The organism is Rhodococcus sp. WS3, from assembly GCF_003797085.1.
Lineage (GTDB): Bacteria > Actinomycetota > Actinomycetes > Mycobacteriales > Mycobacteriaceae > Rhodococcus_F > Rhodococcus_F globerula.
Window position 1 is genome coordinate 3,000,728 of the sequence record NZ_RKMA01000001.1, and the last position, 25,541, is coordinate 3,026,268.

Sequence of the window (25,541 nt, forward strand, 5' to 3'; positions counted from 1 at the left end):
CGGCGGTTGGCCCGTAAGGCAGCCGTGATTGGTTAGTTGACCCCGCCAGTGAGAAGGCCCTGTCGCGAACACACGTGACAGGGCAGAGGTGTGGCGGTCGATCATGCACATCGTCGCGATCGGATGGGCGAGGGATCGCCAGAGTGCGTTGAACCGTCCACAGCGAAGGCGTCGGTCACGCCCTGACACGAAAGGGTTCTCCAGGGATGCGGGCTCGACCTTACTCGGCCGATGATGCAGGGCGGGCAGATATCGCAGCCAGTGAATTCACCCGCGGCGGGCGAAGGCAGCGGTTCCACGGGCGATTAGCGTCGTCGTTGATCTGTTGATTCGAGAAGGGACGCCCCGTGGCCGAGATCGTAACCCGAGACAACTTCGTCGAGGCTGAAACCGCGCACTACTTCCGGGAGCAGCTCACCAAGGCCCCCGTCAACAGGTACTTTCACTCCAGGGTGCCGGTGAACGTCGAAACCCAGGTCGTGATCCGGTCGAACGTGGACCTGATCTACTCCTTCGCCGTCGTCGACGTGACCGAGGAAGCCACCTTCTCGCTCGCGCCGTCCAGCGAATACCAGGTGGCCGAGATCATCGACGAGAACCATTACGTCGTCGGTGTCATCTACCCCGGTGAGATTTTGACAGTGCGCAACGCCGACCTGTCCACCGGCACTCATGTGTATGTGGCGGGCCGCACCGCGACCGGGGGCGGGCTCGCCCGCGCCCACGAGTTGCAGGACGCACGCCGGATAACCGCCGCGACGTCCAATCCGTACCGAGGCCGGGAGTTCGACGAGGACACCCGCAAGTCGGTCGGCGCCGAGCTGGAAACTCATGCCGCCGAGGCGGACTTCTCCAAGGGCTTCGGTACCCCCGTCAGTACGGATTCTTACCAGCACCTGTTGGGCGCCCGCCTGGGCTGGGGTGGTCTGCCGCCCGAGGATGCCCAATACTTCCAGGCGGTGGCCACATCCACCGGTGTGGATGTGTGGACCTTTGCTGTTCCGCCGCTGGACTACGAGCGCAACGGATACTTCTCGGTGATCAAGTACGACGGGATGGGCTGGCTCGACGTCGACCGACCTGGCCTGTCCGACAGCGAACTGGTTCGCAACGACGACGGCACCATCAGCATCTGGTTCGGCGACGACCGCGTAGCGAACAAGCCGAACGTCATCCGCGCGACGGAGGGGCAGAAGTTCTATTACGGCATGCGCCTCTACCGTCCGCGCGATGCCGAGGAAACCCGCGAGTTCATCGAGAAGGTTCGGTCGACACCGATTACTCCAGTTGGCTGACGGCTGTACCGCCAGTCGGTCCACTATTGCCTACCTCGGACATCATCGAAGCAGTCGGTGAACGGCCCGGACTTACTGTTGCGGCCAGGCCTTCGGACTGCATCCGAACTGTTGGCGGAACCACCTCGAGAACGCGCTCAACTCGGAAAATCCGAGTTCCACCGAGATTTCGGTGAGGGAGCGATCCCCGCGCTCGATCGACAAGGTGGCGTGATCGCGTCGCACCGCATCCAGAATCGACGAGTACGTCTCACCCGACTGCGCTAATCGCCGATGCAATGTCCGCCTGTCCATCCCCAGACTGCGCGCGATACGCGTCACCGAGCAATGCTCTGTCGGTAGCAGTGTGGCGATCAGGTCTCGGACCTGTCCGGCCAGGGACGGGTTCTCCGGCGGTGCGAGTAGTCCGAGATACTCTTGGGCGAACGGACGAAGTACGGGGTTGGACAGTCGATTTGGTGCATCCAAATCGCTTGTTGCAATGATGATTCCGTCGATCTCGTGATCGAAGTGGATGGACGGGCCGAAGATGCGAATGTGCATCTCGTCGTCGGCGGGCGCAGCGTGTGTGAAACAGGTGGATATCGGTAGCCATTCGTCGGGCAGGAAATCGCACAGGACTCGTAGGGTCGACGCGACAACCAGATCCACCGATTGCTGTCCCAGGATCATCCCGTCCATCGGCGTCACTCGAATCGTGGCCAGGCCGCGAGATTCTGTCAAATCGAGACGGATTGCTTCGTTGTGTAATTTCATGTGGCGCAATACGATTCCGAGTGCGCTCCGTACGTCGGGCTCCTCGCGTGCGATCAGGCCCACCGGACCGAGGTTCGACACACCGCGATCAAGGGACATTCTGAGGCCGAAATCGTCACGGCCCGATTGTGATGCGGAGAGTTCGAGCAACTCGCTCACGGACTTCGCTGCGATCCATCCCTGCGTCGCGGCAAACGAGGCGGGGTCGATCCCGGCAACCCGCATCAGGGGGTGAGGATTCAGTCCAACCGACTGTGCCACTTCGACATATCCGTTCAAGACAGCACTACGTAGCCTCAGCATCGACGGCCCGAACTCTCGACGTGTTGTCCCATGTTGTCAAGGATATCGACCCAATCTGTCAATGTGGTCGCCGGGGCCGACTGTAGCGTGATGGTCGTCACATCGATTGGGCCGAGCGTTGCCCCGCGACATGCTCGGTGCCCGAAAACCCTGTTGTCCACACCGTTTTGTCGGCACACGTATTTCTTCGAGAAAGGGATTGTGCATGAAACTTCTCAACCGGGTTGCGGTTGTCACGGGCGCCGGACAAGGTCTTGGCCGGGCTATCGCACTCGCGATGGCTGAGGAAGGCGCGAACCTTGTCCTGTGTGATGTTCAGGGCGACAAACTCGCAGAGGTATCAGCCGAGATCGAGGGCTTGGGGCGCGAGAGTCTTCCGGTCCGTTGTGATGTCTCGTCGAAAAGTGAAGTGGCCGAGATGTTCACGGCTGCAGCAGAGAGATTCGGTACCGTCCACATTCTCGTGAACAATGCGGCAATTGTGCCGACCTCGCCGGCCGACGAGATTCGACGTAACAAGCACTACAAGTACGTCACGACACCTGTTCCTCGGCGCGCAGTCGGAATTACCAGCAGCCTCGATGATGACGACTGGCTCCGGTGGTGGGATGTCAACGTGCACGGCCTGTTCTACTGCACCCGCGAGGCACTGAAGTACATGGAACCTCAGCAGTACGGCCGGATCGTCAACATTTCCTCTGTCGCCGGTATATCCACCGCAAGTATGCACAGTCCTGGTTACTCCGCGAGCAAGGCCGCCGTAGCGAACCTGACCAAGACTGTCGCCCTGGATGTAGCGGGCGCCAACATCTTTGTGAACGCAATCGCGTGCGGAGGTGTGCTCACTCCGCCGTTCGCGGCCTACCTCGAACATGCCACCGACGAGGAAAAGCAGAATCTCTATCAAATGATCCCGGTCGGACGGCTCGGAAAGCCTGAGGAATATGCGTCCCTGGCGCTCTACCTAGCCGGTGAAAATCACTATCTCGTCGGCCAGGTGATCAGCGCCAACGGCGGCGTCGTCATCTAGTCCAGGCTCCACATTCCGTCACCCACTTGAGTATTCGAGGACATCAGTTGAACACGCAAAGTTTCCGGACATCGAAGACGATGTTCATCGCCGCTACGACAGTTGCCGCATTCACTTTGGGAGCATGCGGGAGTGATGCCGCTTCGGCAGAGGGTTCCGTCATGAGGATCGGAGTCACCCAGGGGGTGCCCACCGATCTGCTTACCGTCGTCGCCGAGAACGAGGGGTTCTTCGACAAGCGTGGAGTCAACGTCGAATTGAATCCACCTGCCTTGACCAATGCTGTTGCCGCCGCGGTGATCTCCAACGACCTCACGGTCGGTTCGATGGTGCCGGCGATGCTGTGGCCGGCGATCGAGAAGGGCGCATGCGTGAAAGCTCTTGGCTCCCTGGTGGGCAACACGATGGATGTGATCGCGCAACCGGGAACCGAGATTGCCGGTGACCCAGCCGATCCCGACACCACGATGGCAAGCATCAAAGGCAAAACGATCGGCGTGACAGCCCGTGGTGCGGGAATGGAATTGTGGATCAGCCAGATGGCACAAGAGGCGGGTATGGATCCGGCCAAGGACATAACTTTTGTCGGAGTCGGAGCGCCTGCCACCGCAATCGCAGCGTTCAAGGCCAAGCAGGTCGACGTCCTCTACTACGGTCCCACCATGGCGTCGCAGCTCTCCGAATCCGAGTTCGTGCGTGTCACGGACATCATCGGTAAGCCCGGCAATGCGCTGTCGGGTCTCAATCACGGTTATCCCACCGCGTCCTGCAGCACGATCGCAGAGCGTCCGAATGACGTCATGAATTACTGCAAGGCGATGTGGGACACCTACGATTTCTCGCAGGATCCGCAAAACGCCGCCGTGATGGGGAAGTGGATGGCAGAGCTGACCGGCGTGGCTCCGGAGGCGGGAACTGCGGCCTGGGAAGCGTTGAAGGAGGCCTACCTGCCGATGACCATCACCAAGGAATCATGGGAAGAGCAGGCGCCCCTCGCTGGTTCGCCGGCGCCTACCGTCCCGGATTTCGCGAGTTCGGTCTACGAGCCTTGTGCAGGCGGTGATCCCCGCTGACCCCTGCCTTCAGTCCCGGTCGCGTTCTCGTTCCCCACGTTCCTCTCGCTGACGCTGAAGGAACGGACTGGGGTTCTGGCCGCCGATCGGACCGTGTCCGAGGACGCCGTGCTCGTAGGCGGACTCGGCGTGCAGTGCGACGTCGATTCCGCGGGCCTCGTCTTCGCGCGAGATGCGGAAGCCGAAGGTTCGATCGATCAGCTTGCCGAGGCCGTAGGTGACACCGAAGGCATAGACCGCGACGACGACAACACCGACAAACTGCTTGCCGAGCTGCGCAAGACCGCCACCGTAGAAGAGTCCTTCAGGGCCGCCGGTCATGACGGCCGTCGCGAGGAGTCCGATCAACAAGGATCCGATGATGCCGCCGACGAGGTGCACGCCGACCACGTCGAGGGAGTCGTCGTAGCCGAGCTTGTGCTTCCATCCAACGGCATAGGAGCAGACGATGCCGGCGATCAGTCCGATGATCACGGCCCCGAACATATTGACGGTTCCGCAGGACGGCGTGATTGCCACAAGGCCGGCAACGACGCCGGACGCGGCGCCGAAGGTCGTGGGATGGCCGTCGCGGTTCTGCTCGACGAACAGCCAGCCCAACAGGCCGGTGCAACCGGCGACGAGGGTGTTGAGGAAGATCTGCGCGGCCATACCGTCGGCGGCAAGAGCGGAACCGGCGTTGAAACCGAACCACCCGAACCACAGCAGACCGACGCCGAGCAGGACGAAGGGAAGGTTGTGCGGACGCATCGACTCGGCTTTGAATCCCATGCGCTGACCGAGGACCAGAGCCAGAGCGAGGCCCGACGCGCCGGAGACGATCTCGACGACCAAGCCGCCCGCGTAGTCGAGGGCTCCCATTCGAGCCAGCCAACCGTCCGGATTCCACACCCAGTGAGCGACCGGTGCGTAGACGAGGAGGGACCAGATCGGGACGAAGATCATCCAGGCGGAAAACTTTGCCCGGTCTGCGATGGCGCCACTGATCAGTGCTGCGGTCAGGATGGCGAACGTCAGTTGGAAGGTCGCGAACAGCACTTCCGGAACGTTCCCGTGCACGGTCGACGGGTCGATACCTGCCATCCCGAGGTGTTCGAGTCCGCCGATGATGCCGCCGTGATCGTCACCGAATACGAGGCTGTAACCCACGAACAGCCAGGCCACGGTGACAAGCGCGATGGAGACGAAGCTCATCATGATCATGTTCAGTACGCCGGTCGAGCGGACCATGCCGCCGTAGAACAAGGCAAGGCCTGGAGTCATCAGTAGAACGAGTGCGGTGCTGATGAGCAACCAGGCGGTTGCTCCGGCGTCGATGGTGGCGGGCACAGTTTTCTCCTCCCACATGCGGACCTGTCCGCATGCTCGGCATCCACGATGGGTGCGTGTGGTTTCCACTGCGCTGCGACCATGTTGCGAACATGTTTCGTATCCGTCTGGGCGTTGCACCCGCACCGGGCGAGCTGTCGTACCTCGCCGGTAGTCTTTGCGCGTGGCCCTGTACCGGAAGTATCGACCGGCGTCCTTCGCCGAGGTGGTGGGGCAGGAACATGTCACCGCACCACTGAGCACCGCCCTCGACGCAGGGCGTATCAACCATGCCTATCTGTTCTCCGGCCCTCGTGGCTGCGGAAAGACGTCGTCAGCTCGTATTCTGGCGCGCTCACTGAATTGCAAGGAAGGCCCGACGTCGACGCCGTGTGGAGTGTGCAACTCCTGTATCGCGCTCGGTCCTGGCGGTTCCGGCAACGTCGATGTCACCGAACTCGACGCCGCGAGTCACGGTGGTGTCGACGACACCCGTGAGCTTCGCGACAAAGCCTTCTACGCGCCGGCCGAGTCGAACTACCGCATCTTCATCATCGACGAGGCCCACATGGTCACGGCGGCGGGATTCAACGCGCTCCTCAAGATCGTGGAAGAGCCGCCCGAGCATCTCATCTTCGTCTTCGCTACCACGGAACCTGAAAAGGTCCTTCCGACCATTCGGTCGCGTACGCACCACTATCCGTTCCGGCTTCTCGCGCCGTCCACGATGCGCGGGCTCCTCGAGAACGTGTGTGCGCAAGAGAACGTCGCTGTCGAGCCGGCGGTGTACCCATTGGTCATCAAGGCCGGTGGCGGATCGCCGCGTGACTCTCTCAGCGTTCTCGATCAGCTCCTGGCCGGAGCCGGCGACGAAGGCGTCACCTACCCGCGGGCTCTCTCACTTCTCGGCGTTACCGACGTGGCCCTCATCGACGAGGCCGTGGACGCACTGTCCGCCGGTAACGGTGCCGCGCTGTTCGGAACCGTCGAACGTGTCATGGACGCCGGCCACGATCCCCGTAGATTTGCACTCGATCTTCTCGAACGCCTCCGCGATCTCATCCTGATGCAAGCAGTTCCCGACGCTGCCGAAACAGGATTGGTCGACGCACCCGAAGCTGAACTGGTCACCATGCGTGAACAGATTCAGAACGTCGGACCGGCCACCCTGACGCGTTTTGCCGAGACCGTCCACGCCGGGCTGGGTGAGATGCGCGGCGCCACCGCCCCTCGTCTGTTGCTCGAAGTGATGTGCGCGAGGATGCTGCTGCCATCGGCGTCGGATTCCGAATCGGCTCTGCTTCAGCGGTTGGAAAAGGTCGAAAGAGGTATCCCGGCAGCAGGTTTCGCGCCGGTAGGGTCCGCTGTTGCTGCTTCGAGTACGGCTCCGCCGGCAGTGCATGCTGCGCCGACGCCGTCCCCAGAGCCTCTGGTGGAGTCCAAGTTCCAGCGTCCGTCGCAGCGCAAAGCAGAGCCGGAGGTTGTGCCGCCCGCGCCGACACCTCCGCCGGTAGTAGAGGCCGCGCCTGAACCTGCGCCCGCGCCGGTGGTTGAGGTTGTACCTGCGCCTGAGTCGATTGTTGAGCCCGAACCTGCTCCGGTAGTTGAGGCTGCACCCGAACCTGCGCCTGAGCCCGTTGTCGAGCCCGCGCCGGTTGTCGAACCGGAACCCGAGCCCACTCCGGTTGAGGAAGAGGTGCCGGTCGCGGCCCCAGCTTCGGCAGGCCCGACCGTCGAAACGCTCCGCGAGTCGTGGAATACGTTGCGCAACAAGGTGGGTGAGCGAAACAAGGTCCTGCCGGCCATGCTGTCGGCCGCGACGGTTCACGATGTGCGTGGCCATGTGTTGGTGATTGCGCATGTCACTCCGGTGCTCGGTGCGCGTGTCACCTCGCCGCACAATGCGGCGGTCATCTGTGAAGTGCTTTCCGAAATGTTCGGTGGCACTTGGCAAGTGGAATACCAGGAGGGTGCACCGGTTGTCCCGGCCGGTTCGGGTCCGGCAGCCAAGGCGGCCGAGGCTCCGGCGCGCCCGGCAGCAGCGCCACGGTTCTCGCGACCAAGTCAGGAGCGGGCGGCCAAGGCTCCTGCATCGACATCGCGGCCGCAGGGCGCAGATCGCGGTTCCGACGACATTCCGCCGCCCGAGGCTCCGGATTACCCGGACGACCCTGGACCGGCCCCCGAGGTCGACTACGAAGCGACACCTGCCGCGGCAACGCCGGAAGAAGAAAAGCAGATGTTCGCGGAGGCTGCGCAACCTGCCGATCCGACAACCCGTCGCGACCCGGAGGAAGTGGCAAAGGAACTGCTCAAGGACGTCCTGGGAGCACGCAAGCTCGAGTAAGTGCGGCCCGTCTGATCCTCTCGGTCATCAAGCACGATCGCTTTGGTCCTTCCCAATAATTTGGAACACGTTCTACAGTGGGTGGACCGGAGGTCTGACTGCAGGCCGGTTCGACGAATTAGACGGAAGGAACACCTCACAGTGACCACAGAGGCATTCATTTATGAAGCCATCCGTACCCCGCGAGGCCGCGGCAAGAAGACAGGGTCTTTGCACTCGGTCAAGCCGATTTCGCTGGTCACGGGTCTGATCCAGGAACTGCGCGTGCGCTTCCCCGATCTCGACGAAGACCGGATCTCCGATCTCATCCTCGGGATCGTCGGGCCGGTGGGCGATCAGGGTGCCGACATGGCGCGCATCGCTGTCAACGACGCGAAGCTTCCTGACACCGTCGGTGGCGTGCAGATCAACCGCTTCTGTGCGTCCGGTTTGGAAGCCGTGAACATGGCAGCCCAGAAGGTTCGCTCCGGTTGGGACGAGCTCGTGATCGCCGGTGGCGTCGAGTCCATGTCGAGGGTCCCGATGGGCTCGGACGGCGGACCGTGGGCACTGGACCCGGCCACCAACTACGACAACTACTTCGTTCCGCAGGGCGTCGGCGCAGACCTCATCGCCACCATCGAGGGTTTCTCGCGTGACGACGTCGACGCGTACGCCGTCCGCTCGCAGGATCTGGCCGCGAAGGCTTGGACCGGCGGATACTTTGCCAAGTCCGTTGTCCCGGTCAAGGACATCAACGGCATCACCGTTCTCGACAACGACGAGCACATGCGTCCGGGCACCACGGCGGCAAACCTTGCCGGACTTGCACCCGCGTTCAGTGTCGTCGGTGAGGTCGGCGGCTTCGACGCGGTAGCGCTCCAGAAGTACCACTGGGTCGAGAAGATCAACCACGTTCACCACGGTGGTAACAGCTCGGGAATCGTCGACGGCGCCGCACTGGTGCTCGTGGGCTCCGAGAGTGCCGGTCAGGCAATGAATTTGACCCCGCGTGCCCGCGTCGTCGCGACGGCGACCAGCGGTGCCGATTCCACGATCATGCTCACCGGCCCGACGCCGGCAACCAAGAAGGTTCTGGCTGCGGCCGGCCTGACGGTTGACGACATCGACCTGTTCGAGATCAACGAGGCTTTTGCCTCCGTCGTCCTGAAGTTCCAGAAGGACCTCAACATTCCGGACGAGAAGCTCAACGTCAACGGTGGCGCAATCGCCATGGGACACCCGCTCGGCGCCACTGGCGCAATGATTCTCGGCACGATGGTCGACGAACTCGAGCGTCGCGGTGGCAAGCGTGCTCTCGTCACGCTGTGCATCGGCGGCGGTATGGGCGTTGCCACCATCATCGAGCGCGTCTGACGCGACCGGACTACAGGAGACGAATCAGCGTGACCGAGAACAACATGATCAACTGGGAGCAGGACTCCGACGGCATCGTCCTGCTCACCATGGACGACCCCAACCAGGGCGCCAACACCATGAACGACCTGTACAAGGCGTCGATGCAGGCCACTGTCGACCGCTTGTACGAGGAGAAGGACTCCATCACCGGAGTTGTCCTCACTTCGGCCAAGAAGACGTTCTTCGCGGGCGGTGACCTCAAGAACATGATCAAGGTCGGGCCCGAGCAGGCTCCCGACATCTTCGCCGAGGTCGGAACCATCAAGGCCGCGTTGCGTCGCCTCGAGACCCTCGGCAAGCCCGTGGTTTCCGCGATCAACGGTGCAGCGCTCGGCGGCGGCCTCGAAATTGCCCTCGCGACGCACTACCGCATTGCCGCTGACGTCAAGGGCGTCAAGATCGGTCTGCCCGAGGTCACTCTCGGACTGCTCCCCGGCGGCGGCGGCATCGTGCGCACCGTCCGTCTGCTCGGCCTGCAGAACGCCCTCCTGAACCTGCTCCTGCAGGGTCAGCAGCGCGGACCGGTAGAGGCCAAGGAAGTTGGCATCGTCGACGAGGTCGTCGGTTCCGTCGAGGAACTGGTTCCGGCCGCGAAGGCATGGATCAAGGCCAATCCCGAAGGCGGCGTTCAGCCTTGGGACAAGAAGGGCTACAAGATCCCCGGTGGAACTCCGTCCACCCCGGCCTTTGCCGCCAACCTTCCGGCGTTCCCGGCGAACCTGCGTAAGCAGCTCAAGGGTGCTCCGATGCCCGCTCCGCGTGCCATCATGGCCGCAGCGGTCGAGGGCTCGCAGGTCGACATCGACAACGCGATGCTCATCGAGGCTCGCTACTTCACGTCCCTCGTGACGGGCCTTGTTGCGAAGAACATGATCCAGGCGTTCTTCTTCGACCTGCAGGCCATCAACGGCGGCGGCTCACGTCCCGCCGGTATCGGGAAGACCCCGATCACCAAGATCGGTGTTCTCGGTGCAGGCATGATGGGCGCAGGCATTGCCTACGTGTCCGCGAAGGCGGGCTTCGAGGTGGTCCTCAAGGACGTCACCATCGAGGCTGCCAACAAGGGTAAGGCTTACTCCGAAGGCATTGAAGCCAAGGCACTTTCGCGTGGCAAGACCACGCAGGAGAAGTCCGACGCACTTCTTGCCAAGATCACCCCGACGGCTGACCCGGCCGATTTTGCGGGCGTCGACTTCGTCATCGAGGCAGTTTTCGAGAGCCAGGAACTCAAGCACAAGGTGTTCCAGGAGATCGAGGACATCGTTGCACCCAACGCACTGCTGGGTTCCAACACCTCGACGCTTCCCATCACGGGTCTAGCGACCGGTGTGAAGCGCCAGGAAGATTTCATCGGCATCCACTTCTTCTCGCCTGTCGACAAGATGCCGCTGGTGGAGATCATCCGCGGTGAGAAGACGTCCGACGAGGCATTGGCTCGCGTATTCGACTACGTCCAGGCCATCCGCAAGACACCGATCGTGGTCAACGACTCGCGCGGCTTCTTCACCTCGCGCGTCATCGGCACCTTCATCAACGAAGCCATCGGCATGCTGGCCGAGGGTATCGAACCGGCTACCATCGAGCAGGCCGGTATGCAGGCAGGGTACCCGGCTGCGCCGCTGCAGCTTTCGGATGAGCTCAACCTCACTCTGATGCAGAAGATCCGCAAGGAAAGCGCGGATGCCGCCAAGGCCGAAGGCAAGGAATTGCCCGCAGATCCGGCCGGCGACGTCATCAACACCCTCGTCGACGGTGGTCGCACCGGTCGTCTCGGCGGCGGCGGATTCTACGAGTACGCAGACGGCAAGCGCACCGGCCTGTGGCCGGGTCTGCGTGATGCCTTCAAGTCGGGATCGACGGAAGCGCCGCTTCAGGATCTCATCGACCGCATGCTCTTCATCGAAGCCATCGAGACCGTCAAGTGCTTCGACGAAGGTGTCCTCATGACGACGGCCGACGCCAACATCGGCTCCATCATGGGTATCGGCTACCCGGCCTGGACGGGTGGCGTCAGCCAGTTCGTCACCGGCTACGAGGGCGGCAAGGCTGGATTTGTCGCTCGCGCCGAGGAATTGGCAGCCAAGTACGGTGAGCGGTTCACGCCGCCGGCGTCGCTGAAGGGCTGATTCAGACCCACCTGAAAAGAGCGAACGTACCTTTCGGCGCATCTAACGCGCTGAAAGGTACGTTCGCTCAGTTCTGGGGAGAGAAAAGCACACAGGAGCCGAAGGCCCCTACCCCTTCCACCACGGGCGCAACGGCACATGTGCCTCGCCCTTGGCGCCGAGTTTGACGGCCAGAACCTGGTGCAGCTGAACGACATTGCGCTCGAAGCCCAGGCGTGAGCCGGCCATGTAGAGGCCCCACACGCGAGCGGTACCTTCACCGACCTCCGCGACGCAGACATCCCAGTTGTCGACCAGATTCTGGCACCACGCCGCAAGGGTCAGGGCGTAGTGCTCGCGGATGTTCTCCTCGTGCCGCACTTCGAGTCCCACGTTCTGGATCTCGGAGATGATGCGGCCGGAACCGGTGAGCTCCCCGTCTGGGAAGACGTACCGGTCGATGAACCCGCCGGCCTTGGCACTGCTGCGATTGTCCGGTCGGGTGATGCAGTGGTTGAGCAGACGCCCACCTTCGCGAAGTTTGCCCTTGAGGAATTCGAAGTACGCCGGGTAGTTCCCGACGCCGATGTGTTCGGTCAGTCCGATGGAAGAGATTGCATCGAAACCGGATTCGGCAACGTCGCGATAGTCGGAGAAACGAACCTGGGCGAGGTCGGCGAGCCCCTCGTCCTCGATGGCTTTCTGTGCCCAGTCGGCTTGTTCGCGGGAGAGGGTCACACCGATCACCTTGACGCCGCGGCGGGCGGCGTAGCGGACCATCGAACCCCAACCACAGCCGATGTCGAGGAGGCGGTCGCCTGCTTGGAGTCCGAGCTTCTCGAACACCAAGCGGTACTTGTTCTCCTGTGCCTGCTCGAGAGTCTGTTCGGCGTTCTCGTAGGTCGCGCAGGTGTAGGTCATCGAGGGGCCGAGGACGTACTCGTAGAAAGTGTTGGAGACGTCGTAGTGGTGATGGATGACTTCGGCGTCACGAGATTTGGAGTGCCGCAGTCCTTCTGCGACGCGGCGCCAGCGGGGAAGGTGTTCCTGCGGCGGCGGCGCGATGGGACGCAACAAATCCCAGCCGAGGGAGCGGGTGATGCTGGCAAGCGTCAGTGCGGAGGGGCGCTTGAGGTGTAGTTCGTCGCCCATGACGCGGAGGATCTCGTACGGGTCGCCGGGATGAACACCCTCGGCTTCGAGGTCGCCGGAGACGTAGGCGCGTGCCATGCCGAGATCGCCGGGAGCTGTTGCAAGATAGGTGGTTCCGCGGGTCGACTTGAGGTGGAGGCCGTAGTCGGCATCCTCGGGTCCGGCGACACTACCGTCGTAGGCGGTGAATCGAAGCGGCAGCATGCCGTCGGAAAGCGTCTCGAGAATCTCTGCGATGGAGAGCTTTTCTTGGTTCTTGGAATCCTTGAACGTGGTCATTTCCGTTGCACCGCCTTAGAAAATAGGTCCAATAAACGCGAATTGGGGTCGTAGCGATCCTTGAGGTGCAGGTAGCGGTCGCCGCCGTAGTACTGCGCCTCGAAGTCTTCCTTCGAGTAATAGGAGTCCGAGTAGAGGGACTTGTGTCCGTCGAAGTCGCCGACCTTGTCCTCGATCAATCTGTTTGCTGCTCCCTCGCGCTCACCGGGAACGATCGGTACCGAAGACCAGAATCCGATGTTGACGTAGGTACGCTTGGGTTCGAGGGGGTACAACGGCCAAGGCCGCGCTGCGGAGGCTCCGGCGGGACTGGGCTCGCGAAGACGCAACGGGCACAACCACAGCGGTTCGATCGGGATCTCCTCGAGGAACCAGGAGACAAAATCCGCGGTTCGTTCGATGGGCACCTCGACGTCCTGGACGACGCGTTCACGTGGGGGCTTTCCCTTGCGCTTTTCGAGGCGATCGCCGATGTCGTACTTGTGGTCGAGGGCGATCAGTTTCCAGTAGAAGCTGCTGCGGAGGTACTGCTTGGGCCACAAGCGCCGGATCTTGGGGTTCTGGGCTCCGAAGGCCCGCGAGCACCAGAACCAGTCGGTGTCCCAGCGCCACAGGTAGTCCCGGATGGTGAGGCGGTCGGGTTTTGGATGTACCAGCGACGGATGCTGGATCGAACGGTAGAAGATGTTCTGTCCCGTGTAGTCGCTGACCGGCCCATCGTCGTCGGTCTGAACACCGAGCGTGAGGTAGCTCTCGGCATCGGTAAAGACGACACCGTCGAGGTAATCGACCGCGACGCCGTCGTACTCCCGGTCGGTGACGATGCGGTCCATCGTGGTCTCGAGCGTCTTCAGTGAATCGAAACGCAGATGGCGCAGGGCTACATACTTTTTCACCGGTTCGAGGCTGATCTTGAGCCGCGTGGAATAGCCGAGGGTGCCGTAGGAATTGGGGAAACCGAAGAACAGTTCGGCGTGTTCACCGTCAGGTGTGGCGGTGATGATCTCGCCGTTTCCGGTGAGGATGTCGATCTCCAGAACGGATTCGTGCGGCAATCCGTTTCGGAAGGACGTGGATTCGATTCCCAACCCGGTGACGGCGCCACCGAGCGTGATGGTCTTGAGTTGGGGCACGACGAGTGGCGCCAGCCCGTACGCAAGCGTTGCGTCGACAAGGTCCTCGTACGTGCACATGCCGGCGACGTCTGCCGTCCGCGCCACCGGGTCGACGGCGATCACACCGGTGAGCCCGCTGACGTCGAGGCCGGGAGTCGACGACTTGGCACGGGCCCGGAACAGGTTGGAGGTCTTCTTGGCCAGTCGGACCGAACCATCGGGGGGTATCGCGTGATACGACGCGAGAAGTCGCGCAACGCCTTCCCGGTGCCGCGCAAAACCGGTTTCGCGCGCGCCGTCGGAACCCGGACGCTTACCCGCCCGGATCCTGGAAAACTTCGGAACTACCCCATTGAACGAGAGAGTCACAACCTCGACGCTATCCCTAGCGGTTGCTGGGGGCCATCGGTAGGGGTCGATTTGCGGGAATTTGATCGAGTTGTTGCAAACGGTCGCGGATTCGCGGCACCGATAGTGAACCAGCTCACATGATCTGGTCGATAGTCGAGATACCGGGCCGGAACAGGCAGTATGGAAACAAGGGTCTGTGCAGCATGCAGGTAGTCAACTGAGGAGTAGTACGGGTAATGGGTCAGGTCAACGCAATGAGTTCGACGGTCGTTCCACATACACCGGAGCAGGTGCTCGCGGCACTCTCCGATTACGAGACGGTGCGCCCGCGCATTCTGTCGGAGCAGTACCTCGACTACAAGGTGCTCAGTGGTGGCCAGGGCAACGGAACAGTTGCGGAGTGGACCCTCAAGGCGACGGAAAAGCGTTCGCGCAACGTCAAGGCGACGGTCACGGTCGAGGGCAACGTCATCACGGAGAAGGATGCCAATTCCAGCATGGTGACCACGTGGACCGTGGCCCCCAACGGTACGGGCACTACGGTGACAACGCTGACTCAGTGGCAGGGCGCTACGGGTATCGGCGGATTCTTCGAGCGGACGTTTGCGCCCAAGGGCTTGCAGCGCATTCAGGCTACGGTGCTGGACAACCTCAAGCGTGAACTCGGATAGTTCCTGCTCACTTCCCGCTGATGATCCGGCCCAGAGTTTTCAGGGCCGGATTTTCTGCATTCCAGTAGTCGCTGTGCACTGCCAACCCCGGTGAGCCTGGTGCGCTCGTGAATACCTGGGCGCCGAACGTGGGGTCGGCCGGATCGAAACCGTGAATCCCGAGCGCTCTCGGTATCAGCTGCACGGGGTCCCAGAATGCTGTTGTTGCGTAGACGTGTTCACCCATATCGGCTCCCGCCGTCGTATCGAGTCGTAATTCGTCGACGCGCTCCGCGTCGACACCTGGGCTCGCGACAAAGACCAGATCGTCGACGTTCAGTGAGCCTCCGTCGGTGGTGGCGGCGCCGATGACGGTGCTGCCGTAGGAATGCCTGATGACCACGTTGTGCGAGGCAGGACCGTCGTGGGATGCGCGTAAGCCGTCCTGGAATGCGTCCAGCGCGGGCGCGGCAGTATCGGCGTAGCGGTCGAGCCCCGCATCGGGAATGGTTGGCGGCGAATCGTATCCGGACCAGAGAATGACCGAGTTGACGGATCCGGGCGATGCCACGCGGGCCGCGTCGTACATCGCCCTGGTTCTCTGAAGGTCTCCGCCGATTCCGCCGACGGTGGTCCCCGTTCCGGGAACCAGGGTTGCGACATTGTCTGCGGTATCGGGATTTCCGAGTGCGATGGCGGTGTGTCCGTCGGGGCTCACCGCCAGGAGGAACATGTCCGGCCGTAGCTCTGCGGCGACGGCGGCGTAGGTGCTTGGCGATGTTTCGCGCATCGATTCCAAGTAGCGCCGGTTGTAGTAGTCGCGGTCAAGCGCAGGCAGTCCGTCTCGACTTCCGATTGCCGGATCGCGCAGTGCCAGTGCGTCTTTTTCGCCGGGGGAGATGCTGTTCCAGTAGTTGCTCAGTGCGGCGGGGTTGCCGGGAAGGCCTATGGGGTCACTGACAACCGCGACCGGAGGACCCAGAAGCTCTGCGAGTTGGCCCAATGCCGTTGCCAAAGCCTCGGCGGCAGTGTGGTCGGCCTGCTTCACGGCGTCGAGGGCCTCGGAGAGCCTGATGCCAAAAGTTGCTGCAGCCTCGGCATATTGGTCTCCTTGCAGAATATCTGCCAGACTCCCCGGTGTTGCAGGCGCCGGTGGAAAGACCTCGCCGTTGTCGGTGACGGTCAGACCGTGCGTGAGAGTCGCGTCGTCGATGATCATGTTGACTGCGCGGTACGCATGACCGAGCGTATTTGCCGCTCCGGCATAACAGTCCGCCACATTTCGCACAGCAATGGAGATTCGACCGGACACGCGGAGTGTGGCCGAGAGTTCGGCGGCGGCCGCTGTTGCCGCTTCGCCTTTCCAGACGTCGAATTCGCGCTCTACCGTGCGTCGGGCCGCGTCGAGTATGTCTTCGGCCCGCCGATCTGCCTCGATCAGTTGGGAACTCGCGGTCCGCAGTGGCTCAGGCGAGAAGGCGCGAACGTCGGAGATAGTCGGACGCATCGAAATTCAGATCCTGTGAAGCGCGGCAGCGAAGTCACGGTCTGCCGCTCCGAGCAGGCGCGCGGTGTGGGCGGTGGCGTCTGCCAATGCCGAGATTCGCCCGGCCATGAACAGATAGGCGTCGGCGACCGGTGCGATGGCGTCGACTCCGGCAACCTCGTCGGCTCGAGCTTGGAGATTCGTCGAAAGTTGCTGTAGTGCATCAAGATCTGCTTGAAGGAACGTGCCCATGCCGGAACGGTAGCTGGCGCGGCGCCGCTGTGGCGCTTGCGAAATCAGCCTGTGGATAAGCCGTGGTTATCCACAGGAAGGTTGTCCCCAGAAAGGTTGTCCACAGAAAGATGACTACTGGCTTGTCAGAAACGCCTGCACGCCATCCGAGATCGCCGAGGCGTATTCGGCTTGGCCTGCGGGGCTGCTCATCCGGGCGGCTTCGTCGGCGTTACGCATGTTTCCCAGTTCCACGAGAATCGACGGCCGCTGCGCCAGATTGAGTCCGGTGAGGTCTGCGCGTGGCGACAGGCCGTTCTCGCCGATGTACGTCGACGGTGTGAGTCCGGCGCCGGTCAGGGAGTCACGCATGGTTTCGGCCAGTGTCACGGAAGGTCCGGCCTGAACGGGGTTGAGGGGCGGCGCGGAGTAGCAGACGTGAAAGCCTTCTGCACTGGCGTCGGCGCCGTCGGCGTGAATGCTGACGACGATGTCGGCGCCGGACGCATTGGCTGCCTCGGCTCGGGCGTCGACGCATGATCCGACGCTCGTGTCGTCTGGCCGACTCAGGAGGACAGTGGCGCCTTCGGCTTCGAGTTCACTCTTGACCAGGCTTGTGACTTCCCAGTTGAAGGTGTGTTCGGCAAATCCGGCGTCGGTGTTGGTGCCGGTGGTCTGGCAGTTCTTGGTGCCGCCGCGGCCGGTGGGGACCTGGGTGTCGATGGTGTCGTCGTTCGCGCCGTTGTGTCCGGGATCGAGGAAGACGACTTTGCCGATAAGTGGTTCGGTAGCGGGCGCAGCCGCCGGTGTGACCGCAGCGGCGCTCTCGGCTGTGCCCGTCGGGATAGTGCATCCAGCGGTGATCAAGGTAGCTGCGAGAGCCACACCAAGCGTGAGGCTACGACGATTAGGCAGTTTTGTGATCTCTGACGGGTTTCGGCGCACCCGCTCACGGTAGCGTGCACCGACTACGCTGGTGGGGATAACTCTGGAGAAAGGACCGCACGTGCAACCAGGTGGAGCACCCGATATGTCCGCATTGCTGGCTCAGGCTCAGCAGATGCAGCAGCAGTTGATGGCTGCGCAGCAGGAAATGGCACAGGCGGAGGTGACTGGCCAGGCCGGTGGCGGATTGGTTATTGCCACGGTCAAGGGCACCGGTGAGGTGGTCGGTCTGCAGATCGATCCCAAGGTCGTCGACCCTGACGATGTCGAAACCCTGCAGGATCTTGTGATCGGCGCCATCGAAGACGCATCGCGCAAGGCTCAGGATGTTGCAGCAGAGAAGCTCGGCCCCTTGGCCGGCGGACTCGGCGGAGGCCTTCCCGGTCTCCCCGGTTTCTAGAGACGAGCCCGCGTGTACGAAGGTCCCGTTCAGGATCTGATCGACGAACTCGGAAAACTTCCCGGGGTCGGTCCCAAGAGCGCCCAGCGCATCGCCTTTCATCTTCTGTCGGTTGAACCGCCGGAGATCGACAGGTTGAAGAATGCACTGCAGCGCATCCGCGACGGCGTTCAGTTCTGCACGGTGTGCGGAACTGTGTCCGATCAGGAGAAGTGCAGGATCTGCGCGGATTCTCGTCGCGACCGAACGGTGATCTGCGTCGTAGAAGAACCGAAAGACGTTCAGGCGGTGGAGCGGACAAGGGAGTTCAAGGGGCGCTATCACGTTCTCGGTGGAGCACTCAATCCGTTGTCCGGCGTCGGGCCGGATCAGCTCCGCATTCGGGAGTTGTTGGCCCGCATCGCAAACCAAGAGGATGGCGTGGACGTATCCGAGGTGATCATCGCGACCGACCCCAACACCGAGGGGGAGGCAACGGCGACGTATCTGGTTCGGATGATGCGCGACATTCCGGGTTTGACGGTCTCGCGCTTGGCTTCCGGTCTGCCGATGGGTGGCGATCTCGAATTCGCGGACGAGCTGACCTTGGGCAGGGCATTGTCCGGACGCCGCGAATTGTCCAGGAACGCCTGATGACGAGTACGCGGTCGGGGCGTCGTAGTTCGGAGGAGACGCGCGCCCAGATCATGGAATCTGCCGGCAAGGCCTTCGCTACGCGGCCCTATCGAGAAATCACGCTCAAGGACATCGCGGAAGACGTCGGGGTCAGCGCCCCGCTCATCATCAAGTACTTCGGTTCGAAAGAGCAGTTGTACGACGAGTTGGTCGACTTCCGGGCTGCGGCGAATATCGTTTTCGATGCGCCGAACGACGCTCTCGGTGAGCGGATGGTGTCGCTGTTCACCAAACCGCAGGAACCGTACAAGCCCTTGTCGGTGAGCCTGCTCTTCATGAGTGGGGTGAGTGAGGAAAGCAACCGCAAACTGCGTGAGAACTATTCGACGCAGATGATCGACGCGCTGGCCGCTCGGTTGTCGGGGCCGGACGCGCGACTACGCGCCGAATTGGCGATGTCGATGGTGGCCGGAGTGGCCGTCATGCGTCAACGGATGTTGGCCGGTCACGCGACGGGCACTCAGGCCGAGGTTGTCGCGATTTATGCGCCGTTGGTGCAGAAACTTCTCGACGGGTGATCGTAGTCACTGTACTTGCGGGGTAAATATCCGTTCACCTACTGTAGGTGAACGGATATTTACTATTAGAGAACAGGCGGCGGTAGGTTGACGACGCTGGACCGTGCACCAGCAGTCCCACCGGTTGTAGCGCGCTCCCGTTTCCTGTTCCCCATCGTTTCCGCAGGCGCTGTTTTTCAGGCCGTCCTGCAAACCGTCATAGTTCCGCTGCTTCCCGAACTCCCGCACTTCACCGGCGCCAGTCGCACCGCGGTGTCTTGGCTTGTGACGGTGACGCTTCTGGTCGGCGCCGTCGTCACGCCCATCTTCGGGCGTCTGGCCGACATGTTCGGCAAGAAGAAAATGTTGATGGTCGCGTTCTTCTTGATGACGCTCGGATCAATGCTGTGCGCGGTGTCCTCGAATATCTCCGTGCTCATCTTCGCGCGAGCTCTCCAAGGTGCAGGCGCCGCTGTCATCCCCATCGGAATTTCCCTGCTGCGCGACGAACTGCCACGAAACAAGGTCAACGGCGCCGTCGCCATGATGAGTTCGACGCTCGGAGTTGGTACCGCTCTGGGTATTCCGTTCTCGGCGATGATCGCTCAATACTCGAACTGGCATGTGCTGTTCTGGATCACCACTGCAATCGGGTTGTCCGTGACTCTTGCCGCCGGGTTGTTCATCCGTGAGTCGGAAGTCAGTCCGTCCGGCCGCTTCGACGGGGTCGGTGCGGTGGGCCTGAGCGCCGCGCTCGTCTTGCTGCTTGTCCCGATGACACAGGGCAGCAGTTGGGGATGGGCGAGCGGTTCGGTGATCTCGATGCTGTTGTCGTCGGCGCTTCTCTTCACGCTCTGGGTGTTTCAGCAACGACGCAATGTCAATCCTCTGGTGGACGTTCGCGCCCTGGTCAAGCGTGCGGTGCTGATCCCGCATATCGCCGCGCTTCTGGTCGGCTTTGCGTTCTTCGGCAACACGCTGATCACCACGCAGTTATTGCAAGGCGCACAGGGTCCTGGGGCCGGATACGGTTTGACCATCATCGCCGCGGCGCTGTGCCAGATTCCCGCCAGCATTGCGATGGTTCTGTTCTCGCCGGTCGCCGTGCGCATCACCGACCGATTCGGTTCGCGGACAGCGATGTTGACCGGCGCTGCATTTCTTGCCGGTGGCTACGGAATTCACGCTGTTGCGGGTAAGCCCCTGTGGGGAGTGGTTGTCGCGTTGTTCATTACGGCTATCGGAACCGCGATCGTCTACAGCACGCTGTCGCTGCTCATTCTCGTCGCGGTGCCGCGTCAGCGCCTTGCAGCGGCAAACGGGGTCAACTCGTTGTTGCGTACCTCCGGCAGCACTCTCTGCAGTGCGACAGTGGCAACGATCTTGGCGGCGTATGTCGTCGCCGGCAGTGAACATTCGACGTCGTGGGCAGGTTTTGCCGTCGCCTATCTGGTGTGCGCTGCGTGCGCGGTGGTTGTCTTCGGAGTGTCGTTCCTGCTCCCGCAAGGCCGCACCTCGATCGATATCGAGCTGCCGGAACTCAGGATTTAGGCGGGATTCGGAAGCCGGAGAGGAAGAGCGTGATCATCAGATCGGCAAACTCTTCGGTGGTGTACTTCTGGCGGTCCGGCCAATGGTTTGTCGACCACAAGGTGTCGCGCACCGACCGATAGAAGATCTCGGGGGCGATGTCCTTGCGGAAAATTCCCTGTTCGACGCCTTCCGCAATGGCCTTGAGCCAATGCTCGCGAACCTCGCGAGAGGGGCCGTCGACGGACTGCAGCAGATCGTTGTCGCGAAGGTATGTCCGTTCGTTCTGGTAGATCGCGGTGGGGTGCGGGTGAAGTTCGATCACGATCAAGGTCTCCCGGATGAGGCCTCGCAACACCGCCTCCGGCCCGTCGGCCGAGCGCTCGACCTGGTTGAACCGTTCCTGAATATCCGCCATGAAGACCCGGAGCAGTTCGGCGACAATCGCGTTCTTGGATTTGAAGTAGTGGTACAGGCTGCCGGAGAACACGCCTGCTGATTCGCCGATGTCGCGGACCGTCGTGGATGCGACGCCCTTCTTCGCGAACAGTTCGGCCGAGCTTTCCAGGATTGTGTCTCGACGATCGGGTGTGGCTGCCACATGCTCTCCGCTGCTGATCTGTCCCGTTTCGGGCAGGTGTTCTCTTTCGAGCAATCCTGCCTGACGGCCTGAGTTCGAACCCGATCAGGTGTGATCCGGCGCCGTATTTCAACTTTCCGGCTCCTATGCTAACTTCAGGATCAAGCGCTTGATCAACTCTAACCCTACTGGAGGTTTCAGTGCAGAGCTTGGAGGCACAGTTCCCGCAATTCATCGGGACGGAGGCCGAACCGCCACGAGTTGCGCGTTACGCCGTCAACGAGGCGATGATTCGCAACTGGGTGGAAGCACACGAGGACAACAACCCGGTCTACGTGGACGCCGACGCGGCCAGGGCGACCGGTAGGCGCGACGTCGTCTGCCCGCCCGCGATGATCTCGACCTGGGTGATGTCCGGGTACCGGCGCTATCGCGAGGTTCAGCAGCTCCGCGCCGACGGCGTCACCGAGGACTTTTCCTACTCACGCCTACTCGCACTGCTCGACGAAGCCGGCTACACCTCGGTTGTCGCCACCAATGTGGAGCAGGAGTACTTCGCGGAACTGAATCCGGGCGACCACGTCACCGCTCACTTCACGATCGAGTCCATATCGCCTTTCAAGCAGACCGGCCTCGGGCACGGCTGTTTCATCACGTTGTTCAAGAACTACGTAGACGGCAACGGCAAGACCTTGGTGGAAGAGCGATTTCGGATCTTGAGGTTCAACCCCGACACGCAGGAGGTGCCCGCATGAGCGCGGCCGAAACATCGACAAACGCAGTACCTGTTCCCCGGACCTCGGTGCCGGGGCTGACCGTCACCGGAGACAACGACTTCTTCTTCGAGGCAGCCAAGGAAGGCCGTCTCGAGATTCAGCGTTGTGCCGACTGCAAGACGCTTCGCCACCCACCTGCGCCCGCCTGCCCGTCGTGCCGTTCGTTCAGTTGGGACACAGTCGAATCCACGCGTCGCTGCACACTGCACAGTTTCACGGTGATTCACCACCCCAAGGATCCCGCCTTCGAGTACCCGCTTGCCGTCGGCTTGGTCGACCTGGAAGAAGGGACCCGTCTGGTTGCCGACATCGCCGGAATCGACCACGACGACTTGGCATTCGGCATGGAACTCGAAGTCGGCTTCTCCGAGCACGCTCACGGTGAGATCCTGCCGCAGCTTCGGCGCCGCGGGGAGGCCTGAGAGATGACCTTTCCCCAGTGTGATGTGGGCTCGAACCTTCCCACACTCGAACTGCCGCTGGACCGGACGCTCATTGTCGCGGCGGCCATCTCGTCGCAGGATTTCGAGGACGTGCACCACGATCCTGGCAAGGCCCAGGAACGTGGCACCCCGGACATTTTCATGAGCATCAACTCCACGAACGGGTTCATCGACCGGTACATCACCGATTGGTCCGGACCGAATTCTCGGATCGTCAAAACTTCACTGCGGCTGGGAGTTCCGAACTTTCCCGGTGACACGATGACCTTCACGGGCGAGGTAGTGGAGAAGGACGGCTCGGCCGTCACGATCGCCGTGGTCGGACGCAACGAACGAGGAACACACGTCAGTGCCAAGGTGACCGTGGCACCGGTAGAAGGAGTGTCGGCATGAGTCGAGGATTTTCCGGAGCAGCGGCAATCGCCGGCATCGGAGCGACGGAGTTCTCCAAGAATTCCGGGCGCAGCGAATGGCAGTTGGCGTGCGAATCGGTGATCGCCGCGCTCGACGACGCTCAGATCGAGGCAGAAGAGGTGAACGGATTTTCGCTGTTCACCATGGAGAACAACCCCGAGATCGCCGTCGCGCGCGCCCTCGGTATCCCGGAACTGAGCTTCTTCAGCCGGATCCCGCACGGCGGTGGCGGCGCGTGTGCGCCCGTTCAGCAGGCCGCACTGGCCGTTTCGAGCGGTGTTGCCGACGTCGTGGTCGTCTACCGCGCCATGAACGAGCGTTCCGGGCATCGCTTCGGGGCCGGTCCGCCCGCCTTTGCGTACAACCAGACCACCGACCAGGAATACCGGAACTGGATCAACCCGTACGGATTACTCACTCCCGCTCAGCAGGAAGCGTTCCTGGCCAAGCTCTACATGCACAAGTACGGTGCAACCAGTGCGGATTTCGGGCAGATCTCGGTCCTCTCACGCAAGCACGCTGCCAACAACCCCAAAGCCTGGTTCTACGAGCGGCCGATCACGATCGAGGATCATCAGAACTCGCGCATGATCGCCGATCCGATCCGTCTGCTGGACTGCTGCCAGGAGAGCGACGGCGGGCAGGCGTTGGTCATCGTGAGTGCCGAGCGCGCACGGGATCTGCCGCACAAGCCGGCCATCATCACCGGAGCAGCACAAGGTGTTGGTCCACAACAGATTTCGATGAGCAGCTACTACCGTGACGACATCGACAGCATGCCGGAGGTCGAACTGGTCGCTCGTCAGTTGTGGAACCAGGCGGGTATCGGCCCGGACGACATCGACGCCGCGATTCTCTACGACGCTTTCACTCCGATGGTGCTGCTGCAGCTCGAGGAGTACGGCTTCTGTGGACGCGGCGAGGCCAAGGACTTCATTGCCGACGGCAATCTGGAACTGAACGGCCGTCTGCCGATCAACACACACGGCGGTCAACTCGGTGAGGGATACATCCACGGCGTCAACGGAATTGCCGAAGGTGTTCGGCTGATCCGGGGAACCTCCACCAACCAACCCACCAAAACTCTGGACAACGTGCTCGTGACCGGCGGTTCTCCCGTCCCGCACAGTGCGCTCGTCCTCTCGGCAGATCGCTGAATCTGCCGCACATATTCGAGAAAGCAGGAACAAAGATGAGCGAGCGGATCACCTACGCCAGGGCCACCCACGGCGAGGAAGAAATACAGGCGGTTGTCGACGTACTGCGCAGCGGGCACCAGGGCCTGCGCATCGGCAAGAACGTCTTCGAGATGGAAGAACGCATCGCGGCCTTGGCGGGCAAGAAGTTCGGCGTCATGTGCAACTCGGGATCCTCGGGTCTGTACCTGGCAGTCGAGCTGCTCGGACTCCCCGCCGGTAGCGAGGTCATCACATCGCCGTTGACGTTCTCCACCGACATCGCACCGATCGTGCGTGCCGGCCTGGTGCCGGTGTTCGTGGACGTTGAACCCAACACGTTCAACGTCGACGTCACCAAGATCGAGGCCATGGTCACCGAGAAGACCGGTGCCATCCTGATGCCGAACCTGGCCGGCAACTGCCCGGACTGGGACGTCATTCGCGATATCGCAGATCGCCACGGGCTCAAGGTGATCGAAGATTCGTGTGATGCGATCGGAGCCACGCTCCGCGGCACTCCGACCGGCTCCCGGGCAGACATCGTTGTCACCAGCTTCTCCATGGCACACATCATCACGTGCGCGGGAACCGGTGGAATGGTGTGTGTCGACGACGAAGCCAGCCGCGACAAGGCTCTGCTGCTTCGCCGCTGGGGCCGTCGTAGCGAGCCGAACCTGTTCGGCAGCACCAAGTCCGGCCGAGTCTTCCGTGAAACACTCGACGGCGTCGACTACGACAACGACTTCATCTTCGAGCTCATGTCGTGGAACTTCGAGCCCTCCGAGCTCGGCGCAGCCTATGGCGTCGTGCAGCTCGACAAGCTGGAAGAGAACTACAAGACGCGTAAGGCCACGTTTGCTGCTTTCACGGCGGCGTACGGTGCTCACCCCGAATTCTTCACGACGCCGGTAGAACTCGACGGTCTCGATACGGCGTGGCTGTGCTACCCCGTGATGATCAACGAGAACGCACCATTCACGCGTAGCGACCTGCAGGAAGCCATCGAGGCCGACGGCATCGACACCCGAACTGTGTGGAGCGGCAACGTCACTCGTCACCCGATGATGAACAACATCGAGTTCCGTCAGCCGGCCGAAGGATTGCCGGAAGCCGACGCGGTCTTTGCCCGAGGAATGACGCTCGGCATGAGTCACGGCCTGCGTGACGACGAAGTTGCCCGGATTGCGGAGAGCATCAATCGCTTCGCCTCGAAGTTCAAATAGC

Annotated in this window: 24 protein-coding genes; 16 read left to right on the forward strand and 8 right to left on the reverse strand. The window is 62.0% G+C overall.

The window, feature by feature from the left end:
• The first annotated feature begins 347 nt into the window (after positions 1 to 347).
• On the forward strand, positions 348 to 1,295 hold the full coding sequence (locus EEB13_RS13645) for a DUF1214 domain-containing protein (RefSeq protein WP_052683462.1): 948 nt from the start codon (positions 348 to 350) through the stop codon (positions 1,293 to 1,295).
• A gap of 72 nt (positions 1,296 to 1,367) precedes the next feature.
• Here the strand turns inward: EEB13_RS13645 and EEB13_RS13650 are convergent, their stop codons facing one another.
• Positions 1,368 to 2,312, reverse strand: coding sequence for an AraC family transcriptional regulator (locus EEB13_RS13650; RefSeq protein WP_204368972.1), 945 nt, complete (start codon positions 2,310 to 2,312; stop codon positions 1,368 to 1,370).
• Between the two features lie 247 nt (positions 2,313 to 2,559).
• On the opposite strand from EEB13_RS13650, the gene EEB13_RS13655 reads away from it, so the two are divergent.
• The gene (locus EEB13_RS13655) at positions 2,560 to 3,384 is read left to right on the forward strand and encodes an SDR family NAD(P)-dependent oxidoreductase (protein ID WP_045066492.1); all 825 of its coding nucleotides are present in this window, start codon (positions 2,560 to 2,562) and stop codon (positions 3,382 to 3,384) included.
• 47 nt (positions 3,385 to 3,431) lie between these two features.
• Entirely contained in the window at positions 3,432 to 4,457 is a 1,026-nt protein-coding gene (locus tag EEB13_RS13660; RefSeq protein WP_141485458.1) for an ABC transporter substrate-binding protein, read from the forward strand.
• 9 nt (positions 4,458 to 4,466) lie between these two features.
• Here EEB13_RS13660 and EEB13_RS13665 read toward each other — a convergent pair whose 3' ends face one another.
• Entirely contained in the window at positions 4,467 to 5,786 is a 1,320-nt protein-coding gene (locus EEB13_RS13665) for an ammonium transporter (RefSeq protein WP_187328543.1), read from the reverse strand.
• 163 nt (positions 5,787 to 5,949) lie between these two features.
• Here EEB13_RS13665 and EEB13_RS13670 point away from each other — a divergent pair, with 163 nt between their 5' ends.
• The 3 genes from EEB13_RS13670 to EEB13_RS13680 all read left to right on the forward strand — a co-directional run bounded on the left by EEB13_RS13670 (position 5,950) and on the right by EEB13_RS13680 (position 11,636).
• Positions 5,950 to 8,112 (forward strand): DNA polymerase III subunit gamma and tau, encoded by a 2,163-nt coding sequence (locus EEB13_RS13670; RefSeq protein WP_141485460.1) that lies wholly within the window; start codon positions 5,950 to 5,952, stop codon positions 8,110 to 8,112.
• 141 nt (positions 8,113 to 8,253) lie between these two features.
• Positions 8,254 to 9,468: an acetyl-CoA C-acetyltransferase gene (locus EEB13_RS13675; protein WP_033235863.1), complete on the forward strand. Its 1,215-nt coding sequence runs from the start codon at positions 8,254 to 8,256 to the stop codon at positions 9,466 to 9,468.
• 44 nt (positions 9,469 to 9,512) lie between these two features.
• Positions 9,513 to 11,636, forward strand: coding sequence for a 3-hydroxyacyl-CoA dehydrogenase NAD-binding domain-containing protein (locus EEB13_RS13680; RefSeq protein WP_141485613.1), 2,124 nt, complete (start codon positions 9,513 to 9,515; stop codon positions 11,634 to 11,636).
• Between the two features lie 108 nt (positions 11,637 to 11,744).
• On the opposite strand, the gene EEB13_RS13685 is transcribed toward EEB13_RS13680, so the two are convergent.
• Entirely contained in the window at positions 11,745 to 13,046 is a 1,302-nt protein-coding gene (locus EEB13_RS13685; RefSeq protein WP_033235865.1) for a class I SAM-dependent methyltransferase, read from the reverse strand.
• The gene (locus EEB13_RS13690) at positions 13,043 to 14,488 is read right to left on the reverse strand and encodes an FAD-binding oxidoreductase (RefSeq protein WP_033235962.1); all 1,446 of its coding nucleotides are present in this window, start codon (positions 14,486 to 14,488) and stop codon (positions 13,043 to 13,045) included. Before EEB13_RS13690 ends, EEB13_RS13685 begins: the two co-directional genes overlap by 4 nt.
• A 260-nt stretch (positions 14,489 to 14,748) precedes the next feature.
• Between EEB13_RS13690 and EEB13_RS13695 the strand changes: the two genes are divergently transcribed.
• Entirely contained in the window at positions 14,749 to 15,183 is a 435-nt protein-coding gene (locus EEB13_RS13695) for an SRPBCC family protein (RefSeq protein ID WP_033235866.1), read from the forward strand.
• Positions 15,184 to 15,190: 7 nt separating this feature from the next.
• Here EEB13_RS13695 and EEB13_RS13700 read toward each other — a convergent pair whose 3' ends face one another.
• From EEB13_RS13700 to EEB13_RS13710, 3 genes are all read right to left on the reverse strand, one after another.
• Positions 15,191 to 16,669, reverse strand: coding sequence for an alpha/beta hydrolase (locus EEB13_RS13700; RefSeq protein WP_141485461.1), 1,479 nt, complete (start codon positions 16,667 to 16,669; stop codon positions 15,191 to 15,193).
• Between the two features lie 6 nt (positions 16,670 to 16,675).
• The gene (locus EEB13_RS13705) at positions 16,676 to 16,900 is read right to left on the reverse strand and encodes a hypothetical protein (RefSeq protein WP_033235868.1); all 225 of its coding nucleotides are present in this window, start codon (positions 16,898 to 16,900) and stop codon (positions 16,676 to 16,678) included.
• 114 nt (positions 16,901 to 17,014) lie between these two features.
• Positions 17,015 to 17,764 carry an Rv3717 family N-acetylmuramoyl-L-alanine amidase gene (locus EEB13_RS13710; RefSeq protein ID WP_261984521.1) on the reverse strand — a complete coding sequence of 250 codons (750 nt, stop codon included), beginning with the start codon at positions 17,762 to 17,764 and terminating at the stop codon, positions 17,015 to 17,017.
• 121 nt (positions 17,765 to 17,885) lie between these two features.
• Between EEB13_RS13710 and EEB13_RS13715 the strand changes: the two genes are divergently transcribed.
• The 4 genes from EEB13_RS13715 to EEB13_RS13730 all read left to right on the forward strand — a co-directional run bounded on the left by EEB13_RS13715 (position 17,886) and on the right by EEB13_RS13730 (position 20,947).
• Positions 17,886 to 18,224, forward strand: a complete 339-nt coding sequence (locus EEB13_RS13715) for a YbaB/EbfC family nucleoid-associated protein (protein WP_033235869.1) — start codon at positions 17,886 to 17,888, stop codon at positions 18,222 to 18,224.
• Positions 18,225 to 18,236: 12 nt separating this feature from the next.
• Positions 18,237 to 18,857, forward strand: a complete 621-nt coding sequence (gene recR, locus EEB13_RS13720; RefSeq protein ID WP_033235870.1) for a recombination mediator RecR — start codon at positions 18,237 to 18,239, stop codon at positions 18,855 to 18,857.
• A complete protein-coding gene (locus EEB13_RS13725) occupies positions 18,857 to 19,417 on the forward strand; it encodes a TetR/AcrR family transcriptional regulator (RefSeq protein ID WP_141485462.1) in 561 nt (186 codons plus the stop codon). The genes recR and EEB13_RS13725 overlap by 1 nt, the downstream gene beginning before the upstream one ends.
• A gap of 87 nt (positions 19,418 to 19,504) precedes the next feature.
• Complete coding sequence (locus EEB13_RS13730; protein ID WP_141485463.1) at positions 19,505 to 20,947, forward strand: MFS transporter; 1,443 nt, start codon at positions 19,505 to 19,507, stop codon at positions 20,945 to 20,947.
• Here EEB13_RS13730 and EEB13_RS13735 read toward each other — a convergent pair.
• Positions 20,937 to 21,527, reverse strand: coding sequence for a TetR/AcrR family transcriptional regulator (locus tag EEB13_RS13735; protein ID WP_033235872.1), 591 nt, complete (start codon positions 21,525 to 21,527; stop codon positions 20,937 to 20,939). The two genes, EEB13_RS13730 and EEB13_RS13735, sit on opposite strands and share 11 nt — an antisense overlap.
• Positions 21,528 to 21,706: 179 nt before the next feature.
• On the opposite strand from EEB13_RS13735, the gene EEB13_RS13740 reads away from it, so the two are divergent.
• The 5 genes from EEB13_RS13740 to EEB13_RS13760 are packed head-to-tail and all read left to right on the forward strand — an operon-like array spanning position 21,707 to position 25,540.
• Positions 21,707 to 22,261 (forward strand): MaoC family dehydratase N-terminal domain-containing protein, encoded by a 555-nt coding sequence (locus EEB13_RS13740; protein WP_033235873.1) that lies wholly within the window; start codon positions 21,707 to 21,709, stop codon positions 22,259 to 22,261.
• Positions 22,258 to 22,704 (forward strand): Zn-ribbon domain-containing OB-fold protein, encoded by a 447-nt coding sequence (locus tag EEB13_RS13745; RefSeq protein ID WP_045066505.1) that lies wholly within the window; start codon positions 22,258 to 22,260, stop codon positions 22,702 to 22,704. The genes EEB13_RS13740 and EEB13_RS13745 overlap by 4 nt, the downstream gene beginning before the upstream one ends.
• Before the next feature lie 3 nt (positions 22,705 to 22,707).
• The gene (locus tag EEB13_RS13750) at positions 22,708 to 23,118 is read left to right on the forward strand and encodes a MaoC/PaaZ C-terminal domain-containing protein (protein ID WP_092805790.1); all 411 of its coding nucleotides are present in this window, start codon (positions 22,708 to 22,710) and stop codon (positions 23,116 to 23,118) included.
• A complete protein-coding gene (locus EEB13_RS13755) occupies positions 23,115 to 24,296 on the forward strand; it encodes a lipid-transfer protein (RefSeq protein ID WP_033235875.1) in 1,182 nt (393 codons plus the stop codon). The genes EEB13_RS13750 and EEB13_RS13755 overlap by 4 nt, the downstream gene beginning before the upstream one ends.
• Before the next feature lie 35 nt (positions 24,297 to 24,331).
• Positions 24,332 to 25,540, forward strand: a complete 1,209-nt coding sequence (locus EEB13_RS13760) for a DegT/DnrJ/EryC1/StrS family aminotransferase (RefSeq protein ID WP_033235876.1) — start codon at positions 24,332 to 24,334, stop codon at positions 25,538 to 25,540.
• The last annotated feature ends 1 nt before the right edge of the window (position 25,541 follow it).

Coding starts and splice junctions, on each gene's coding strand:
- EEB13_RS13655 (WP_045066492.1), top strand. CDS start 2,560: ATGAAACTTCTCAACCGGGTTGCGGTTGTCACGGGCGCCGGACAAGGT.
- EEB13_RS13680 (WP_141485613.1), top strand. CDS start 9,513: ATGATCAACTGGGAGCAGGACTCCGACGGCATCGTCCTGCTCACCATG.
- EEB13_RS13685 (WP_033235865.1), bottom strand. CDS start 13,046: ATGACCACGTTCAAGGATTCCAAGAACCAAGAAAAGCTCTCCATCGCA.
- EEB13_RS13695 (WP_033235866.1), top strand. CDS start 14,749: ATGGGTCAGGTCAACGCAATGAGTTCGACGGTCGTTCCACATACACCG.
- EEB13_RS13700 (WP_141485461.1), bottom strand. CDS start 16,669: ATGCGTCCGACTATCTCCGACGTTCGCGCCTTCTCGCCTGAGCCACTG.
- EEB13_RS13705 (WP_033235868.1), bottom strand. CDS start 16,900: ATGGGCACGTTCCTTCAAGCAGATCTTGATGCACTACAGCAACTTTCG.
- EEB13_RS13725 (WP_141485462.1), top strand. CDS start 18,857: ATGACGAGTACGCGGTCGGGGCGTCGTAGTTCGGAGGAGACGCGCGCC.
- EEB13_RS13745 (WP_045066505.1), top strand. CDS start 22,258: ATGAGCGCGGCCGAAACATCGACAAACGCAGTACCTGTTCCCCGGACC.
- EEB13_RS13750 (WP_092805790.1), top strand. CDS start 22,708: ATGACCTTTCCCCAGTGTGATGTGGGCTCGAACCTTCCCACACTCGAA.
- EEB13_RS13755 (WP_033235875.1), top strand. CDS start 23,115: ATGAGTCGAGGATTTTCCGGAGCAGCGGCAATCGCCGGCATCGGAGCG.
- EEB13_RS13760 (WP_033235876.1), top strand. CDS start 24,332: ATGAGCGAGCGGATCACCTACGCCAGGGCCACCCACGGCGAGGAAGAA.